Here is a 15,708-nt window from a genome sequence, read left to right on the forward strand (position 1 = left end):
CCGAGCGCGTTCAGCGCGGAGCCGCCCCGGTGACGGTCATGCCGGGTTCGAACCGGCCGAACTCAGCTCCGCGAAACCGCAGCCGCCCAGGCCGAGCACGGCCTGCGTCGTCGCCCGCACCGCGGTCGCCGGATCGAAACCGGCGGCGGTGTAAGCGATCGCGCCCGCGTTGTCGCCGGTAACGACCTGTAGGCCCAGCAGGAACTTCTTGGCCCGCGACGCCGCCGCCGGGCGCCCGCCCGAGTGCAGGGCCTGCCCGGCGAGACCGGTCGTGTTGGCGTTGGGGGCGACGGCCGGGTCGCCGGTGCCGACGGACAGTCCGCCGTTCGCCTGCTGCCGGCCCGCCAGCCAGGCCAGGCCCGACCGCGCCGGGACCGCCCGTCCGGCGGACCGCAGGGCCTGGACCGCCATCGCGGTGGAATCGGTGTCGCTCACGCACGGGGAAGCGGCGAGTTCGAGCGGGAAACCGCCGTCCGCGCACTGGGTGCCGGCCAGGAAGGCGGCCGCGGCGGACGGGGCGCCGCCGGGGGCGCGGTGCAGGGCGACGATCGCCAGCGACTGGCTGAAGGCGTTGCTGTAGTCGCCGTAGGCGGAGTGGTCGGAGAACCGGCCGGACGGGGTGAGCAGCGCCCGCAGCCGCGCCGTCAGGTCCACCCCGCCGAACGCGGCCGGGTCGAGACCGCGGACCTCGGCCGCCAGCGCGGTCTTCGCGGTGGCCCCGGCGTAGGACTCCGAGGTGCCGTCGCCGATGTAGGCCGACAGCGTGGCCGGGGCGGACAGCCAGGCCATCGCCCGGCCGCCCGCCTGGCCGGCCGAATGCGCCGAGGCGAAGGCGAAAACGGCGTCGATGGTCAGGCCCGCGTCCGGATAGGACGTTCCGCCGAACTCGGTCTCCAGGTGGTCGCCGCCCACCAGCTGTCTTTCCAGCCAGCCGGTGGCCCGGTCCGGCGGGGCCGCCGCGGCGAGGCCGGGGGCGCCGAGCGCGGCGGCGCAGGCGAAGGTGATCAGGACGGCCAACCGGCGAAATTTCATCGAGGGACCTTTCGGGGAAGGGTGGTTTTCCGGGGGACGAAGGTGGGCGGCATTCCGTAGGAGGCCTTGCGGGACGCGCGGCGCAGGGTCGCGAGCACCGCCGGGCCGAGGACGAGGATCGCGACGGTGTTGGTGATGGCGCGGCCGGTGTCCCAGCCCGCGGTCGAGGTCAGCAGGGTGAACACGACGAACCGGCGCAGGTTGTCCCCCACCGGGTCGCCCGCGACGTAGGAGATGTGGCCCCCGTGGTACGGCACCTCGGCGCCGGTGATGAACGGCCAGAACCACAGGTTCATCAGGAACCCGAACGCGTAGGACACGAGGATGCCGTACCCGGCGAGCACGGCGATCTCCGCCCGGCCGCTCAGCTTCCGCGGCAGCAGCCCCGCGCCCATCCCGATCCAGGCCGCGGACAGCATCTGGAACGGCAGCCACGGGCCGACCCCCGCGGTGAGCAGTGCGGAGGCGAACAGCGAGGTGCAGCCGAGCACGAACCCGAACCCGGCGCCGAAGACCCGGCCCGCCAGCACGAGCACGAAGAACACCGTCTCGATGCCCGCGGTCCCGGCGCCGAGCGGCCGGAGCGCGGCGTTGACCGCCGACAGCACGCCCAGCATCGCCAGCGCCTTCGAGTCCATGCCCCCTTCCGAGAGCTCGGCCAGCACGATCACGATCAGCAGCGGCAGGATGCCGACGAAGACGAACGGCGCGTCCGGCCCGTGCTGCATGCTCTGCGGCGCCACCCGCACCAGCAGCGGCCAGACGAACATCATCAGCCCGGCCGCCGAGGCCAGCACCAGCACCACGGCCGAGCGCGGGCCGACCCGCACCGCCTGCCCGGCCCGCCCCCACGACCGCGCTGGCCGGGTCACCGGAGCGCCCCGGAGCGCGCGGCGCGGACGTCGGCGACGGTCAGCCAGTCCGGACCGAGCACCTTGGCCACCTGCGGCGCGAAGGCGGGCGAGCCGCCCAGCACCTGCGCGGTCGCGCCGTCCGCGACGATCTCGCCCTCGGCCAGCACCAGCACCCGGTCGGCGACGGCGGCCACGAACTCCACGTCGTGCGTGGCCACCACCACCGCGCGGCCCTCACCGGCCATGGTCGCGATCATCGCGCCCAACGCGGCTTTCGCGGTGTAGTCGAGCCCGCGGGTGGGCTCGTCGAGCAGCACGACCCGCGGCGCGGCGGACAGCTGCACGCCGAGCACCAGGGCCAGCCGCTGGCCCTCCGAGAGGTCACGCGGGTGGGCGGCGGGGTCGATGCCGGGCGCGAGCCGGTCGAGCAGTCCGCGGCACAGCCCGGGCTCGGCACCGGACTCGGCGTCGGCGGCCGCGCACTCCCCGGCCACGGACTCCAGGTACAGCAGGTCGCTCGCGGTCTGCGGGACCAGCCCGACGACCTTGCGCGCCCGGGCGCTCGGGAGCGCCTGCGGGTCCACCCCGCCGCAGCGCACCCGGCCGCCGTGGCGCGGGCCGGAGCCCTGCAACGCCCACAGCAGCGAGGACTTCCCGGAACCGTTGCGGCCCATCAGGCCCAGCACTTTCCCGCCGTGCAGGTCCAGGTCGACCCCCCGCACCGCAACCGTCGGCCCGTAGCGGACGACCACCCCCGAGGCGGACAGCACCGGCGCCCCCGCCCCGGCCGGGTCCGGGCGCCGCGGCGCGGGGCCGAGCCCGGCGCGCAACGGCCCGGCCCGGCGGCGCGCGTCCCGCACCGACATCGGCAGCGGAGCCCAGCCCGCCAGCCGCCCGAGCTCGACGATCGGCGGCGCGATCGGCGTGTCCGCCAGCACTTCGGCCGGCCGGCCGTCGATCACGGAGCCGTCGCCGGGCACGAAGACCATCCGGTCGGCGAACGGGATCACCCGCTCCATCCGGTGCTCGGCCAGCAGCACCGTGGTGCCGAGGTCCTGCACCAGCCGGGCCAGGGTGGCCAGCACGTCCTCGGCCGCGGTCGGGTCCAGCGCGGAGGTCGGCTCGTCCAGGACCAGCACCCGCGGGTGCGTGGTCAGCACCGAGCCGACCGCCACGCGCTGCTGCTGGCCGCCGGAGAGCGTGCGCAGGGCACGGCGGCGCAGTTCGGCGATGCCGAGCAGGTCCAAGGTCTCCTCGACCCGGCGGCGCATCACCTGCGGGTCCAGGCCGAGCTGTTCCATGCCGTAGGCGAGCTCGTCCTCGACGGTGTCGGTGACGAAGCCCGCGAGCGGGTCCTGCCCGACCCGCCCGACCAGGTGCGCGAACTCGCGCGGCGGCCGGGAGTGGGTGGTGATGCCGTCCACCGAGACCACGCCTTCGAGGTGCCCGCCGGTGAAGTGCGGCACGAGGCCGTTGAGGGTGCCCAGCAGCGTCGACTTGCCCGAGCCGGTCCGGCCCGCGAACAGCACCAGCTCGCCCTCGCCGATGGACAGCGAAATGTCGTCCAGCACCGGCTCGGACTGCCCGTGGTACCAGAAGGAGACGTGGTCGAGCTCGATCATGCGGGCACTTCCTCGTGGGGGCCGGGCTCGGCGGTGAGCGTGGCGAACGGTGGCTCGGGCCGGGGGGCGAGCAGGGCCGGCAGCACGCCCAGCAGCACCCCGGCCAGCGGGGCCCAGGACAGCAGCGGCCAGGACAGGGTGGTCAAGGACGGGTTGAGGTCGGTCGGGTCGACGCTCGAGGTCACGAACAGCACCACCGCCACCCCGGCCCCGCTCGCGGCGACGACCGCTTCGGCCGCGTGCCAGCGGTCCGGCCGGTACCGGCTGCGGCGCACCCGCCGCCCGGCGGCCCGGAACCCGGCCAGGGCGACCACCAACCCGGCGATCAGCACCGGCGCGGCGAGGAACCGGGGGGTGGAGCCGTCCAGCGTCGCGTAGACGCCGACGCAGACCCCGAGCAGCCCGGCGATCATCAGCGAGCCGGTGAGCAGCCGGGCCCGCGCGCGGACCGGACCGGAGCGCCCGTACCCCCGGGAGTCCATTGAGGACGCGAGCTGCAGCGAGCGCTCCAGTGCGTCCTCCAGCACCGGGATGACCACGGCGTGCAGCGCCTTGAACCGGCGCCGCCCGCCGGATCCGCCGCGCAGCTTCCGCGCCCGCCGCACCCGTGACACGCTTTCCGCGAGCTGCGGGAACACCGACAGCGCCACGATCACCGCGGTACCGACCTCATACAACGCCGGGGGCATGGCCTTGAGCAGCCGCTTCGAGTTGGCCAGCGCGTTCGCCGCGCCGAGGCAGACGACCATGGTGGACAGGCGCAGCCCGTCGTAGAGCCCGCCCAGCACCGATTCCGCCGAAACGTCCCCGAGCAGCCGGATCCCGGCGGCCCACGCGGGCAGCGGGATGGCCGGCAGGTGCAGGAGGACCGTCGAGCCCTCTGCGCCGCCGAAGACGATCCGGAAGAACACCCGCACGCCGACGATCACCGCGCCCAGGTAGACATACATCCGGAACGCCATGGCCCAGGGCGCGTCCGTCCGGCGGGCCACCACGACGTAGCCCGCCACCGCCAGGATGGTCAGCAGCAGCCACGGGTTCGTGGTGCGGCTCGCGGCCACCGCCAGCCCCAGCGCCCACACCCACCAGGCGGCGGGATGCAGGTCGCGGGGCAGGAAGTAGGTGGCCGCCGCCCTCGGCATCACTGGTTCCGGGCGCGTCGGCGCCGCCGGGCGGTGAACCCGGCCGCCGCCGCGAGCAGCAGCACCGCCGCCCCCGCCGCCCAGGGCGCGTAGTCGCTCGCCCCGGTCTGCGCCTTGATCGCCTGGTCGACGTCGGGCGCCTGCTCGCCGCCGGTGAAGGCGACGTCGGCCCGCGGGTCCGGTGCCCCCTGCGCGCCGCCCTCCGGCCGCGGCTTGGGCGGTGGCAGCGCCCGGCCGCCCGCCCCGGCCTGCCCCGGTGCCGGCACCTCGGGCGAAGGCGGCGCGGTCCCGTGGCCCTCCGGCGCGGCCGGCTGGTTCCCGGACCCCCGAGGCGCCTGCCGTTCGCGGGGATCGTCGGAGTTCGGCGCCGGTTCGGCCGCGGTGGCGCAGGACTGCCCGGCCGTGCCGGGGCGGACCGGGGCGATCCGCGGCACCGGGTTGGCGTCGGCCGTGGCGTTGAGGGAGAACGACCAGCCCTCGAATCCGCCCGGGGTGAAGTCCCGGTTCTTCACGCCCCACTGGCTGTACTGCCAGGCGCAGTTGTTCCCCGCGTGCCAGTACGACCAGTAGCCCGCGGCCGGCGGGGTGTCCACACAGGACTCCCGGTAGTGCTCGTCGCCCTTGACCGGGATCTCCTCCACCGCGGACGGCCGGTTCTCGATCCGGCAGATGAAGGCCTCGCCCCAGCGCTGGACGCCGGCGATCTGGAAACCGGCGCCCTTCAGCGCGTCGAGCCCGGTGCCGCGGCCGGACTGCGGGTCGCAGCGGACGATGGTGGTGCCGCCGAGCTGCTGGAAGTCGATCACCACGGTGGACCCGGCCCCGTCGGCGCAGAAACCCGGGTGCCCCCGGGACTGGTCGACCGCCTGGGCCGCGACCGGGGGGCCGGCCGCCGCCAGGAGCGCGGCCGCCAGCACCCCGGACATCCGGGCCGCCCGCCGCGTCATTGCACCGTCAGAGTGGCCGTCGAGTACACGGTGCCGGTGCCGGTGGCCTGGATCGTGTAGGTGTAGACGCCCTTCGCGGTCGGCGTGATCGTCTTGGTGCCGCCCGGCACCGCCAGCGGGCCGGACCAGGCGCCGCCGCCGGTGGCCGGGGACACCGCGCTCGCGGTCAGCGCGCTCGCGTGGGTGGAGGTCCAGGTGAGCGTGGTGCTCTGGCCCAGGGTGATGGTGCGGTCCAGGTCGTCGGCCGACAGGCTGACCGTCGGGTTGCCCGCGTTCACCGCCGGGTTGTGCGGGGTGACGCGCGGCGCGGGGTTCGTCGAGGCCGACTTGTTGAGCGAGAACGACCAGCCCTCGAACCCGCCGGGCACCACGTTGCGGTTCATCGCTCCGTAGCTGCTGTAGGTCCAGGTGGTGCCGGCGCCGTCGGCGTTCCAATAGGACCAGTAGGCCGTGCCGGGCGGGGTCCGCACGCAACCCTCGTGGTAACCGGGGCTGGTGGTGATCGGGATCGACTCGGTGGCCGAAGGCCGGTTCTCCAGGCGGCAGAGGAAGCCCAGCCCCCACTGGGCCGTGCCGGCGACGGCGATGCCCGCGTCCTGCAGCGCCTGCACGCCGTTGCGCTGGGTGCCGGGGCTCGCGTTCGGCGAGCAGCGGGTGATCGTCGGGGCCGCGACCCCGCCGTTGCCGTCCAGCTCCTGGAAGTCGACGACCACGGTGACGCCGGTCAGCGCGTCGGCCCCGGTGCAGATCCCGGTGTAGCCCTTGCCCGGGTCGAGCGCCGACGCGGGTGGGGCCGCGGCGGCGACCCCGGCCAGTACGGCGAGACTCGACAGCAGGGCCGAAACTCTTCTTCTCACTGTGTGCTCCCCAGGGTGTTCGTCATCTTCTCGGTGATACGGCGGGTACGGCGGGTGAAGTGGTGCTGGCCGGCCAGTACAGCGGCGGACAGCAGCAGGCCGAGGGCCAGCAGGCTGATCAGCAGCCCCGGCGAGCGGCCGCCGGCCGAGGCCTGCGCCGCTTTCGGCGCGGCGACGGCGGCGCCGGAGGTGAAGGGCAGGCGGACGGCCGGGGTCACCGGTGAACCGTCGGCCCCGGTCCACCCCCGGCCCGCGATCCCGGCCGCCGAGGCGACGCTCGTGGCCAGGTCGCTGGGGCCGCCAGGAGTCTTCGGAAGGCCGCCGTCGCCGCCCTGGAGCGCGCCCACCGACCGCACCGTGGCCGCCACGTCGAGCCCCGCGGCCTGGCGGGCGCCCGCCACGAGCGAACTGAGCACCGGGTCCGGGGCGCCGTTCGCCTCGATCAGCCCGGCGCGGTCCGGCCGGGCCGACAGTGCCCCGGCCGCGGACTCCAGCACGGCGGCCCGGTCGCGGCTCCAGTCGCCCGGGACCAGGCCCGGGACCGGTCCGGCGGCCGGTGGGCGGGCCCGCACGACCAGCGCCTGGACCACGGCCGAGGTCGACGCCGCGTCGCCGGTCGCGCACGGCCCGGCGTTCACCGCCACCGGGAACAGCCCGTCCCGGCACTGGTGGCCGAGCAGGAAGTCCAGGCCGGACCGCGCGCCGGTGGTGTCGGAGACCGCGGTGGCCGCCAGGACCCCCCATGCCTGCCGCCGGGTGGTCCGGGTGGGGTCGGCGAACCGGCCGGTGTCGGCGAATTCCCCGTCGCCGCCCCGCAACGCCGTGAGAGCGGTGTGCAACTGGGTGATCGTGGACCGCAGCCCGGCCGGCGCGTCTTCGCCACCGGCCAGGAACTGGGCGATGATCTGGAGCTTCGCCAGCGGTTCGACGTACGCGGCCGAAGACGGCTCATACGGCGCCCCGTGCGCGTAGGCGTTGATCGAGTCCGGGCTCAGCAGGAACCGCGACGCCCGATCCGCGGCTTCGAGTGGCCCACCGAGGGTCCGGAGGGCGAGCACGAGGTCCGCGGTGAGGTCGTAGTCCACATAGGTCCGGCCGTCCTGCGTGGTCTCGACGTGGTCGCCCCCGGCCAGCCGGCCCGCCAGGTACGCGCCGAGGCGCCCGGCCGGGGATTGCGGGGCCGGGCCGGGGGAACCAGCGGCGAACGAGGTCTCCGGCGGACGCGACGGCGACCCGCCAGCGGTGGGCGGCACCGCCTGGTGGTCCTCCCCCGGTTTCGCGCCCGGCGAGGGCGGCGGGACGGGCTTGACCGGCAGGACTCCCCCGGTGAGCGCGTAGAAGCCGATCTGCGAAAGCCCCAGCGAGGCCTGCGCGCTCGCGCGGATCCAGGTGTCGAGGCTCCCGATCCCGTCCGGTTTCGCCTTGGTGTACTCCGACGGGGTGTACGCGATCGCGCCGATCTGGTCCTGGAGCCGATCACCCGGGTCGGCGGCCGCGGTGACCTGGGCCGCCTTCAGGAAGGCCACCCCCTTGGCCACGGCCGCGTCCGCGCCCCCCGCGTCGGCCAGCGCCTGGACGATGAGCCCGGTGCTGTTGGTGTTCGGCGCCTCGGTCCCGACGCCGCCGCCCCAGCCGCCGCCCGGGTCCTGGTCGGCCTCGAGCCAGGCGACGGTCCGGCCGATCCGGGCGTCGAGGCCCGTCGCACCCGCGTCGCGCGCGGCGAGCATCGCGGACAGGGACAGCCCGGTGGTGTCGCCGTCCTTGGCCGATTCCCCGGTCGCCTTGCCCTCGTCGCAGCTGGACAGGCGGTAGGCGTCGGCGCCGGTTCCGCCGGTGGGGAGGTAGCCGAAGAAGATCCGGAAGTAGCCTTCGGAACACTGCTGGTTCACCAGGGTGTCGATGGCCGGCTGGTCGTTCTCGTGCACCCGGGCCAGCCCGATCACGCCGAGGGCCTGGCCGAAGGTGTTGGAGTTGTTGCTGACCCCGCTCGCCAGCGCCGGGTCCTTGGAGTAGTCGCTGACCCGCCCCCGGTCGCGCCCCTGGCGCGGGATCGCGCCCAGGGTCTCGGCGACCATGTCGTGCCCGCCGAAGTTCCTCGGGTCCCGGCCCGCGACCTCGGCCGCGACCAGCACCTTGGCCGCGGCACCGCCGGTGATGACCGCGTCGTAGCCCTGGCCGTGCACGAGTCCGTCCCAGGTGTAGTAGTCGGTGGCGTGCTTCTCCAGGTAGGAGGTGATCGGCGCGGCCAGCTCACCCCGCCCGGAGGCGTACATCGCGAACACCGAATCGATCATCAGCCCGTGGTCGGGCAGCGCCCCGCCGAGCGGGTTCTGCAGGGTGCCCTCAGCGCTCAACTGCCGGGCGAGCCACTGCGAGTTCGCGGCGGCGGCGGGTTGATCGGCAGTGCCCGGGCGACCGGCCGGTGCCTCACCAGCCCCCGGGACGGCGACCGGCCGGGCCCGCACGCCTTGCCCGGCCACCAGTCCGGCGTCGGCCTCCCGGGCTCGCGCGCCCCGCGCGGCCACCAGTCCGGCGTCGGCCTTTCGGGCGCGCGCGCCTTGCGCGGCCACCGGTCCGGCGTCGGCTTCCCAGGCCCGCACGTCTTGGCGGGCGGCGAGTTCGGCACTGTTCGGCCAGGCGCGCACACCTTGGTGGGCGGTGCTCCGTTGACTGCCGACCTGCTGCTCGCCGGCTTCCCGGGCCCCGACCGCCCACACCGGACCGGCCGGGGCCGCCACCAGGACGGCCAGCAGTCCGCACACCACGACCGCACCGAAGCGTCTGCCCGACACCACTCCCCCATCCCCAGCGCGACCACGGGGAGGACGGCGTCCAGCGCCGGCCCCTGCTAACGCGGCAGCGGCTTTGACATCACCTGCCCGCGAGGTGGACCCGACTCGTCACCTGAGTGACCCACGGTTGCGCGACAGCGCCGGATTTCGACCGGCTTCCCCGTCGCGGGCATGAATTCGTGCAGTTGTGCGAAAACCGGCTGACCTTAACACCGCCGAGGCGGCGGGGGGACCGGTAGTCGCGCAGTTCACCGGGGTGCCGTAGACCGCCAGGGGTGGACGGTCACGGATGACGCCGGGGCGAGCACTGCCGGTAGCGATCGGGATCCGGGGTTCCAGTAGTCGGCCCGGTCCGCCAAGATTCGCTGCTCCTCACTGCGCCGCCGATCCCGGGTAGCGATGCCCTTCCTCGCGGTGCCCGGGATCGGCAGGCGTCGTCATCCCCGTGGCACCCGGGTGCGGCGCGGCCAGAGCGCGCCGGCGCCGACCAAGCTCGTGATGACGACGAACGTGCCGAGCGAAGCGGCGATGCGGGGGTCGGTCGTCGTCACCACCGCGGCCACGGCGCAGCCCCCCGCGAGGAGGAAGAGGACCGTGCGGACCGCGGCTACCCAGGCCGAAAGCGGGCCGGCCAACCGGCGCAGCCGGCCGTCACCGCTTTCGGGCCGGCGATGACGGCCGTGCTCACGCCCAGCCAGCACCTTCGCCGCCGCCGCGATCATCTCCTCGGCACTGGCCACCCGCGGCTCCGGATCCTCGGCCTTGAAGCACCCGGCCACGTCGACCCGCTGCGGAACTGCAACTCCGGACGGCTCCGGGTCGGCCGACAAGGGTGCAGCGCGCGGTGCCGGGGCGGCCGACAAGGGCGCAGCACGCGGTGCCAGGTCGGCCGGCGAGGGTGCAGCGCGCGGTTTCGGGGCGGTCGCCGTGGGTTCTTCGTCGACCCGTGCCCGCTCGGCGGCGAATCCGCCGGAGAGACCGCCTCGTCGCGGGTCCGGAGCAAGAGGCCCGGCTCGCTCCGGCTCGGTACTCCCGCGTCCGGCGGCGCTCGGTCGGCACGGTGGGCGTTTCCCTGGTTCGCGTGGCCTTTCCAGCGGTACAGTCACCAGGTCCCTTTCCTCGTCTTCACGGGCTGGTCATCGGACACCGCGGGGCCTCTTGTTCGAGCAAGGGGCCCCGCTCCTCTTCGCCGGCGCTGCTCCCTTCCCGGGAACTCGGGTCATCCCATCCTGACGGAGAACGCACAGTCACCCCACGACCTACTACGAGTGTCTCGCTGAGCGGTATTTCCGCGTCGCCCAGCGGTTCGGGTGACTCGCGCGACTACTCCGCGCTACCACGGAGAACAGTTACTGGAACCGTCGCATTTCCAGCTACCGACGGTCTATCACGTTCCCGGCGCATCACCCCAGAGCAGCGAAACCATTGGAATATGCAGGTCCATCTGCACGGACCGCCGGATCGGGTGATCATGCAGGCCAGCGCCGCCCGGCTGGCGCGAGGGGTGGAACAACCACGTGAAGCACACGAGGCGTAACCGAGTCATCGTCATAAATGTCACTCATAAGAGTGGTACGGAAAGTCACCACCATGGTTGACGCAACGGCCGGAACCGTCTCGGGCCGGGCACTGCCGGGCGGCGGGGACATTCAAGGCCAGCTCGGCTTCCGTGATCGCCGGTGCAGAATATTCGAAACCACCGGTATGCCCCTTGCGTTGGCAGCCGGAAACAATATGCAACACCGATCCTTACCGAGCGCGACCACGCGCTGGTGCAAGGCTATTTTACGAAACGTAAATAAACGGGTGCATCGCCGAGTCGGCCACTTTGCGGGTCGCAGCAGCCGTTTCCCTCGGGGTTCGGTGGCCAATCCTGGGTTTTCCCCAGCCGATCACTGCACCTACACTTCTGCACGAACAGATGCACGTGCATCGGCATGAGCGAGCGCCGTCCACCGGCGGTCCCCGCCCGAAACCGGCCAGCAGCTCGGCGACGACAGCAATCTCTTTGGAGGCAACTGATACGCACCCGCCGAAACCGCAGGGGACGAGAGGCAACCAGGAGCTTCGTGAAGGCGGCCGCGTCTCCACAGTGCGGAAACCGTGGCGGTGCAGCGACTGCGGAAGTCCGATGAGGACAGTCCGTCGAAGGAAGAAGAAGGCGCGACCCCCTCTAGCCCAGGGAGCCGCGCCGGTACGAACACACATCCGATCTCGAGGAGTGCGTCATGGCCATCGTAGACGTTGGCAGTTGCAACCAGGCAGGGGAAAGCGGGCGACCGGAGCCTCGCCCCCCGCAGGCGGCGGCAGCGCCGAGCCCACCGGCCAGAGCCGGCGGTGGCCGGAGCGAGCAGCCCGTTCGCGTCACGATCCGGATCTGTGACGGCGTGCTGGTGCTCAACCGGCAGACCCACCAGGCCCCGGTTCCCCTCGGCCACGCGCGGCACCGCAAGCTCACCGCGTCGCCCGGACCGGCGCTGCTCGAGGCCATCTTCAGCGACTGGGGCTGGACTTTGCGGGCGGCCTTCATCACCGGTGAGGTGCTGTGCGCCGCGCTCGGCGCGCTGGCGCTGGCCGTGCACAGCTTCACCGCGGGGACCGGCGCCTTCGGGACCGGGGCGGTCGCCCTGGTGCTGACCGCGGTCCTCCGCCGCCGGTCCGGGAAGTCCCCTCGCACCGAGGAGTAATCGCGATTGCTCCCGAACGCCGCACACCGTTGGCCGAGCTGCATTACCGAACACCTCCCAAACCGTGGCCGAACGGGTGAATATCACCTTTCCCCCACCATGATCACCGGTCGGCCCTTGCGCCTGGAATATTCCAGCACGACCCTGGATGCACGGAATAATCCACTACTGCGAACAGCCGACGAGGGGCGACCATGGAAGATTACGACCCGAAAACCGCCGCGTTCTCCCTGGACGAAACCGGCTGGCAGCGGCCGGTTCCCTGCGGGGACAATTCCGGCAACTGCGTCGAGGTCAACCTGGGCCGCCCCGGGCTGATCGCGGTCCGGGACTCCAAGCTCGGCGAATCCCCCGTGCTGCTCTTCTCGCCGGAAGAATGGACGTCGTTCGTCACTTCCGTGCGCGCCGGGCAGTTCGACTGCTGATTCCGCAGTCCCGCCGAGCCGGGAGCCCGCCCGGAACCGGATTCGGGAGCCGGGCGGGGGCCAGGGCGGTGCTGCGGCCGCGGGCCGCGGTGTCCTAGCATGGGCAGTCCCCGATTCCCTGATTGGACGGCACGATCCGGTGACCCTGCCCTCCGTCGAGACCCAGCAGCGAGAACTGGGCACGATGATTTCCGCGGCACGGAAGCGGCTGGGCCTGACCCAAGCCGAATTCGGCCGTCGGGTGGGCTACACCCAGGCCAACATCAGCAAGCTGGAGAACGCCCACCTGGGCCTGCAGCGGGAGCAGCTGGACGCGTTCATCAAGGCGCTCAAGGTCAGCGACGCCGAAGCGGCGGTGATGCGGCGGCTCAACGCGTCGGCGAGCACCTCCGGGATCTGGTCCGGGCGCCGCCTGGTCGCCACTCCCCCGTGGTTCCGCGACATCCTCGCCGCCGAGCAGGAGGCGGACACGGTGCGCAGCTGGACCGGTGAGCGGATCAGCGGGCAGTTGCAGTGCGAAAGCTACATGCTCACGCTCTTCAACACCGCCGGCCGCCGCGACATCGACGACGCGGTTTACGAGCGTGGGCAACGGGCCCGGGTCTTCGCCCGCCATCCGAAGCGGGAATACGAGTTCCTGCTCAGCGAAAGCGCGCTGCTGCAACTCACCCGGACCCGCAAGCTCGACCCCTACATCTTGCTCGATCAGGTGAAGCACATGCTGAGCCTGATCGACGCCCACCCGGGGGTGTCGATCCGGTTCGTGCCGTTCGGCGAGCTGCCGCACCTGCCCCTGGACCTGACCGTCTTCGGGTTCGCCCAGGGCGCGGACGACTTCGCCTACGGCGAGACGCCCCAAGGGGTTCAGCGTTCCACCGCCGAAACCCTGCGCAGTTCCTACCTCGACCGGTGGACCGCGCTCAGCGGCGCGGCCCTGAGCCGGGAAGATTCCCGTACCCTGCTGGAACACGCCGCCCGGGAGATCAACGACACCCGGCTGCCGGCCGGTGCCGCCGGATTCCCAGCCCTACCCTGAAAACGTGCACCGCCGAGCCGAAAGAAGGAGCCCCACCGTGGCCGGGTTGGACGAGGACCCCTTTCCCCCACCGGACATCGACCTCAGCCACCCCAGCGTCGCCCGGATCTACGACTACTACCTCGGCGGCCGGACGAACTGGGAGATCGACCGCCAGTTCGGCGACCGGATCCTCGGCGAGTTCCCCATCATCAAGCCGATCGCCCAGGCGAACCGGATGTTCCTGCACCGCGTGGTCCGGTACCTGGTCCGGCGGGGGGTGCGGCAGTTCGTCGACATCGGCTCCGGCGTGCCGACCATGGGCCACGCGCACGAGGTGGCCGAGAACCTGGCCCCGGGCGAGGTCCGGGTGGCCTACGTCGACTACGAACCGGTGGCGGTCGCCCATTCGCGCAGCCTGCTGCGGGAGCACGGCGACCCCGACCGGCACACCGTCATCCACGCCGACATGCGCGACCCCGACCGGTTGTGGGCGCAGATCCAGGACACCGGGATCATCGACCTGAACCAGCCGGTCGCGTTGCTGCTGATCGCGGTCCTGCACGTCCAGCAGCCGTCGGCCCCCGATTCGGGGATCGAAGCCGACCTCGGCCCGAGCCTGGTCGCGCGCTACCGGGAACTGCTCGCCCCCGGCTCCTACCTGGCGTTGTCCCACGCCACCGACGACGGCGTCCCACCGCACTACAAGGACATGCTCGCCCGGCTGAAGGTGTCCTACGACGCTTCGTCCAGCCCCATCATCTACCGCGACCGGGAGGAGATCACCCGGCTCCTCGGCGACTTCGAACTGGTCGAGCCCGGACTGGTCTGGACCGCGGAGTGGCACCCCGAGCAGGCGGAGCCGGACGAGGTGGCGGTGTCCTTCGAGTCCCCCAGCGAATCGACGGTCCTGGCCGGCGTCGCCCGGAAGTGAACGGTCCACCGGGCTGAGGCCGGGGTTCCCCCGCGGTCCGGGCCGTCCCCGGCGGCGTCGTCCCCGGCCCGAGCACCGGTGCCCACCGCACCGGCCGTTCGCTTCGGCTCCTCGCCGGTGCCGCGGGCCGCCGGGATCCAGGCAACCCGGCCCGGCCCGGCGCGTCCACCGGGTGGCAACATCGGCCACGAGAGGAACCACATGGGCGTCATCGGTTGGATCGTGCTCGGCCTGGTGGCCGGCGTGATCGCCAAGATCCTGCTGCCGGGCCGGGACCCGGGCGGCTGCATCATCACCATCCTGCTGGGGATCGCCGGCGCGTTCGTCGGCGGCTGGATCGGCAAGGCCGTGTTCCACGTGCAGCTCGGCACCTTCTTCGACCTGCGGACCTGGGGCCTGGCCGTGCTCGGCGCGCTGCTCATCCTGATCGCCTACCGGCTGCTGTTCCACCGGGACCGCCGCGACTGACCAGGGCCGGAAGGTCAAACTTCCGGCCCTCTCGGCCCCCGATCCTTGACCGTGCCGCGACGGCACAGTCTTCACTGGGGTCCGCCGGCGTGACCACGCCGGCGGACCCCAGTCTTCGGGAAGAGGTGGCCGGGCGTGGCCTGGAGTACCCGCGAGATCGCCGAACTCGCCGGCGCCACCGTGCGGGCCGTGCGGCACTACCACCAGATCGGCCTCCTCGAAGAGCCGGTCCGGCGCGCCAACGGCTACAAGCAGTACGGCGTGGCCCACCTGGTGCGGATCCTGCGGATCAAGCGGCTGATCGACCTCGGTTTCTCGCTGGCCCAGATCTCCGCCATGGGCGACGCCGACGAGCATCCCGAAGAGGCGTTGCGCACCCTCGACGCCGAGCTGTCCGCCACCATCGAACGGCTGGAGCGCGTCCGGCTGGAGCTGGCCCTGCTCCTGAAGCGGCCCGCACCCACCGACCTGCCCCCCGGCCTCGGCCGGGTCACCACCCGGGCCGGTCTCTCCGACACCGACCGCTCCCTGGTCGTCGTGCTGACGCGGGTGCTGGGCCCGCAGGGCATCCAGGCCTACACGGAGCTGTTGCAGTCCTACCAGGCCACCCCCGAGGCTTCGGCGTTCGACCGGCTGCCCGCCGACGCCGACGAGGAAGCCCGCGACGAACTGGCCCGGCGCCTGCACCCGCACGTCCAGGACCTGCTGAGCGACCACCCCGGGATGATGGAGGTCCACGCCGACGCCCCGGGCGGAGCCGGGTTCGCCATGCGCACCTTCGGCGAGGCCGTGCGAGAGCTCTACAACCCCGCCCAGATCGACGTCATGCGCCGCGTCGCCCGGCTGGGAACGGTCCCGGACCACACCTGACCGGCTGCGAAACCATCCACCGGAACCTGCTCCTTGCGATTCTTGCTCGACTGAGCTAATTTT

General features: G+C 72.9%; 14 protein-coding genes and 1 riboswitch. Of the genes, 6 read left to right on the forward strand and 8 right to left on the reverse strand.

The window, feature by feature from the left end; translation table 11 throughout:
* Positions 1–36: 36 nt before the first annotated feature.
* The 8 genes from NYF13_RS20300 to NYF13_RS20335 form a co-directional block, all read right to left on the reverse strand.
* The gene (locus tag NYF13_RS20300) at positions 37–1,032 is read right to left on the reverse strand and encodes a peptidase (protein WP_315658838.1); all 996 of its coding nucleotides are present in this window, start codon (positions 1,030–1,032) and stop codon (positions 37–39) included.
* Entirely contained in the window at positions 1,029–1,904 is an 876-nt protein-coding gene (locus tag NYF13_RS20305; protein ID WP_315658839.1) for an ECF transporter S component, read from the reverse strand. Before NYF13_RS20305 ends, NYF13_RS20300 begins: the two co-directional genes overlap by 4 nt.
* Positions 1,901–3,508, reverse strand: coding sequence for an ATP-binding cassette domain-containing protein (locus NYF13_RS20310; protein ID WP_315658840.1), 1,608 nt, complete (start codon positions 3,506–3,508; stop codon positions 1,901–1,903). Before NYF13_RS20310 ends, NYF13_RS20305 begins: the two co-directional genes overlap by 4 nt.
* Positions 3,505–4,650 carry an energy-coupling factor transporter transmembrane component T gene (locus tag NYF13_RS20315; protein ID WP_315658841.1) on the reverse strand — a complete coding sequence of 382 codons (1,146 nt, stop codon included), beginning with the start codon at positions 4,648–4,650 and terminating at the stop codon, positions 3,505–3,507. Before NYF13_RS20315 ends, NYF13_RS20310 begins: the two co-directional genes overlap by 4 nt.
* Positions 4,650–5,597: an ABC transporter substrate-binding protein gene (locus NYF13_RS20320; RefSeq protein ID WP_315658842.1), complete on the reverse strand. Its 948-nt coding sequence runs from the start codon at positions 5,595–5,597 to the stop codon at positions 4,650–4,652. Before NYF13_RS20320 ends, NYF13_RS20315 begins: the two co-directional genes overlap by 1 nt.
* Positions 5,594–6,454: an ABC transporter substrate-binding protein gene (locus NYF13_RS20325; RefSeq protein WP_315658843.1), complete on the reverse strand. Its 861-nt coding sequence runs from the start codon at positions 6,452–6,454 to the stop codon at positions 5,594–5,596. Before NYF13_RS20325 ends, NYF13_RS20320 begins: the two co-directional genes overlap by 4 nt.
* The gene (locus NYF13_RS20330) at positions 6,451–9,246 is read right to left on the reverse strand and encodes a hypothetical protein (protein ID WP_315658845.1); all 2,796 of its coding nucleotides are present in this window, start codon (positions 9,244–9,246) and stop codon (positions 6,451–6,453) included. The genes NYF13_RS20325 and NYF13_RS20330 overlap by 4 nt, the downstream gene beginning before the upstream one ends.
* Before the next feature lie 41 nt (positions 9,247–9,287).
* Positions 9,288–9,433: riboswitch (adenosylcobalamin (AdoCbl) riboswitch) on the reverse strand.
* Between the two features lie 250 nt (positions 9,434–9,683).
* Positions 9,684–9,986, reverse strand: coding sequence for a hypothetical protein (locus tag NYF13_RS20335; protein ID WP_315658847.1), 303 nt, complete (start codon positions 9,984–9,986; stop codon positions 9,684–9,686).
* A 1,647-nt stretch (positions 9,987–11,633) separates the two neighbouring features.
* Between NYF13_RS20335 and NYF13_RS20340 the strand changes: the two genes are divergently transcribed.
* The 6 genes from NYF13_RS20340 to NYF13_RS20365 all read left to right on the forward strand — a co-directional run bounded on the left by NYF13_RS20340 (position 11,634) and on the right by NYF13_RS20365 (position 15,645).
* Positions 11,634–11,933 carry a hypothetical protein gene (locus NYF13_RS20340; RefSeq protein ID WP_315658848.1) on the forward strand — a complete coding sequence of 100 codons (300 nt, stop codon included), beginning with the start codon at positions 11,634–11,636 and terminating at the stop codon, positions 11,931–11,933.
* A 194-nt stretch (positions 11,934–12,127) separates the two neighbouring features.
* A complete protein-coding gene (locus NYF13_RS20345) occupies positions 12,128–12,358 on the forward strand; it encodes a DUF397 domain-containing protein (protein ID WP_315658851.1) in 231 nt (76 codons plus the stop codon).
* Between the two features lie 139 nt (positions 12,359–12,497).
* Positions 12,498–13,394, forward strand: coding sequence for a helix-turn-helix transcriptional regulator (locus NYF13_RS20350; RefSeq protein ID WP_315658853.1), 897 nt, complete (start codon positions 12,498–12,500; stop codon positions 13,392–13,394).
* Between the two features lie 46 nt (positions 13,395–13,440).
* On the forward strand, positions 13,441–14,307 hold the full coding sequence (locus NYF13_RS20355; protein ID WP_315660374.1) for an SAM-dependent methyltransferase: 867 nt from the start codon (positions 13,441–13,443) through the stop codon (positions 14,305–14,307).
* 201 nt (positions 14,308–14,508) lie between these two features.
* The gene (locus tag NYF13_RS20360) at positions 14,509–14,775 is read left to right on the forward strand and encodes a GlsB/YeaQ/YmgE family stress response membrane protein (RefSeq protein WP_315658854.1); all 267 of its coding nucleotides are present in this window, start codon (positions 14,509–14,511) and stop codon (positions 14,773–14,775) included.
* A gap of 135 nt (positions 14,776–14,910) precedes the next feature.
* Positions 14,911–15,645: a MerR family transcriptional regulator gene (locus NYF13_RS20365; protein ID WP_315658855.1), complete on the forward strand. Its 735-nt coding sequence runs from the start codon at positions 14,911–14,913 to the stop codon at positions 15,643–15,645.
* Positions 15,646–15,708: the final 63 nt, after the last annotated feature.

The organism is Amycolatopsis sp. PS_44_ISF1 (assembly GCF_032335455.1).
In the GTDB taxonomy this organism is placed as follows: domain Bacteria; phylum Actinomycetota; class Actinomycetes; order Mycobacteriales; family Pseudonocardiaceae; genus Amycolatopsis.

Coding starts and splice junctions, on each gene's coding strand:
- NYF13_RS20300 (WP_315658838.1), bottom strand. CDS start 1,032: ATGAAATTTCGCCGGTTGGCCGTCCTGATCACCTTCGCCTGCGCCGCC.
- NYF13_RS20310 (WP_315658840.1), bottom strand. CDS start 3,508: ATGATCGAGCTCGACCACGTCTCCTTCTGGTACCACGGGCAGTCCGAG.
- NYF13_RS20315 (WP_315658841.1), bottom strand. CDS start 4,650: ATGCCGAGGGCGGCGGCCACCTACTTCCTGCCCCGCGACCTGCATCCC.
- NYF13_RS20320 (WP_315658842.1), bottom strand. CDS start 5,597: ATGACGCGGCGGGCGGCCCGGATGTCCGGGGTGCTGGCGGCCGCGCTC.
- NYF13_RS20345 (WP_315658851.1), top strand. CDS start 12,128: ATGGAAGATTACGACCCGAAAACCGCCGCGTTCTCCCTGGACGAAACC.
- NYF13_RS20360 (WP_315658854.1), top strand. CDS start 14,509: ATGGGCGTCATCGGTTGGATCGTGCTCGGCCTGGTGGCCGGCGTGATC.